This window comes from Trinickia sp. (assembly GCF_036503415.1).
Lineage (GTDB): Bacteria > Pseudomonadota > Gammaproteobacteria > Burkholderiales > Burkholderiaceae > Trinickia.
Window position 1 is genome coordinate 1 of record NZ_DASXWY010000004.1, and the last position, 2190, is coordinate 2190.

The 2190-nt window shown below is 66.6% G+C and carries 2 protein-coding genes; both read right to left on the reverse strand.

Annotation, left to right across the window (positions count from 1 at the left end):
• The coding region (locus VGL01_RS00290; protein ID WP_331565911.1) for a sulfate adenylyltransferase subunit 1 at window positions 1-1298 on the reverse strand (1298 nt) is incomplete at its 3' end.
• 43 nt (window positions 1299-1341) lie between these two features.
• On the reverse strand, window positions 1342-2190 hold an 849-nt coding region (cysD, locus tag VGL01_RS00295), incomplete at its 5' end, for a sulfate adenylyltransferase subunit CysD (RefSeq protein ID WP_331565913.1).

Genomic DNA, 2190 nt, shown 5'->3' on the forward strand with positions numbered 1-2190 from the left:
CGAATCATGCCGGCGGCCACCGTATGATGCGTGGCCTCGTCGATGAGCACGAACGCGCCCGTCGCCGGCTGCTCGTCATACACGTCGCACACCACCGGCTTTTGCAGCGTCAGCGACACGCGCCCGATGTCGTTCATCGTCAGCGCATGCCGCTCGCTCGTGTGCGCGAGCGTATGCACGTCGAGCACTTCCTTGACCGCCCCCACGCGTGCGAACACCGTGTTCGCCGTCTGCTTGAGCAGATACTTGCGCTGCGTCGATAGCGGCTCCTCGTCGAACCAGCACAAGTCCGCCTCCAGCTTCTTCGCCGGCTGCGGCGCACGCTGCGCCGCCACGAACGTGTCGCCGCGCGAGACGTCCACATCCTCCGTCAGCCGGATCGTCACCGTCTGCCCGGCAAACGCGCGCGTCACCGCCGCCGTGCCGCCCACCACCGGCGCCACGATCTCCGCCACCGTCGCTTCACGCCCCGCCGGCAGCACCGTCACCACGTCGCCCACGCGCACCTCGCCCGCTTCGACCCGGCCCATGTAGCCGCGAAAGTCGTCCGCGCTCGCGCCGTCCTGGCGCGCCACCCACTGCACCGGAAAACGCAGCGCCTCACCCGTGGGCGGCGCCACCGGCAACGCCTCGAGCACGTCCAGCAGCGCCTCGCCCGCGTACCACGGCATGCGCTCGCTCGCCCGCACGATGTTGTCGCCCTTGAGCGCCGACACCGGCACGAACCGCACCCCGTTCAACCCCAGTTGCTGCGCGAGCTGCACGTACGCATCGCGAATCTCGTTGAAACGCGTCTCGCTGTACTCCACCAGGTCCATCTTGTTGATCGCCACGATCACGTGCTGCAGCCCCAGCAGTTTCACGATCGCGCTATGGCGCTTCGTCTGCGGCAGCAGCACTGCCTGGCCCGCCTCGAACGTCACGCGCGTCGCATCCACCAGGATGATCGCCGCATGCGCCGTCGACGCGCCCGTCACCATATTGCGCGTGTACTGCTCGTGGCCCGGCGTGTCCGCGATGATGAACTTGCGCTTGGCCGTGGCGAAATAGCGGTACGCCACATCGATCGTGATGCCCTGCTCGCGCTCGGCCTCCAGCCCATCGGTCAAGAGCGACAAGTCGATCTCATCGCCCACCGTGCGCTTCATCTTCGCGCGCGAGAGCGCCGAGAGCTGATCCGAAAGCACCGCCTTGCTGTCGTACAGCAGCCGTCCGATCAACGTGCTCTTGCCGTCGTCGACGCTGCCCGCCGTGATGAAGCGCAGCACCCCGAGATCCGCCGGTTCATGTGTGTTCATAAGTCCTGCCTCGTGTCCTTCGTATCCTTCGTGTGCTGGGCGCTTAAAAGTAACCCTGCTTCTTGCGCTGCTCCATCGCCGCTTCCGACGCCTGGTCGTCCATGCGTGTCGCGCCGCGCTCCGTGATGTCCGTCACCGCCGTCTCGGCCACGATCTTTTCGACGTCGTCCGCATCGCTCTCGACCGGGCACGTGCAGCTAATATCGCCCACCGTGCGAAAGCGCACGCGCGCCTTCTCGCTCGTCTCGCCCTCGCGCAGCGGCGTGAGCGGCGTCACCGGCACCAGCAGCCCGTTGCGCCGCACGATCTCGCGCTCGTGCGCGTAGTAGATCGACGGCAGCTCCAGCTGCTCGCGCCCGATGTACTGCCATATGTCCAGCTCGGTCCAGTTCGAGATCGGAAACACGCGCAGATGCTCGCCCGCGTGCAGCCGCGCATTGAACAGACTCCACAGCTCCGGGCGCTGCGCCTTCGGATCCCACTGGCCGAATTCGTCGCGAAACGAGAAGATGCGCTCCTTGGCACGCGCCTTCTCCTCATCGCGGCGCGCCCCACCGATCATTGCCGTATAACCGTGCTGCGCGATCGTCTCGAGCAGCGTGACGGCCTGCGCGGCATTGCGCGAGTCCGTCTCGCGACGCAACCGCACGGTGCCGCGCTTGATCGAATCTTCCACATGCCCCACCACGAGTTCGGCACCAAGCTCGGCCGCGCGCCGGTCGCGAAACTCGATCACTTCCGGATAGTTGTGACCGGTGTCGATATGCACCAGCGGAAACGGCAGCACCGTCTTGCGGTTCGCGCCCAGCCCGAACGCCTTGAGCGCCAGGTGCAGCACCACCACCGAGTCCTTGCCGCCCGAAAACAGCAGCGCAGGCTTGGCGCATTCCGC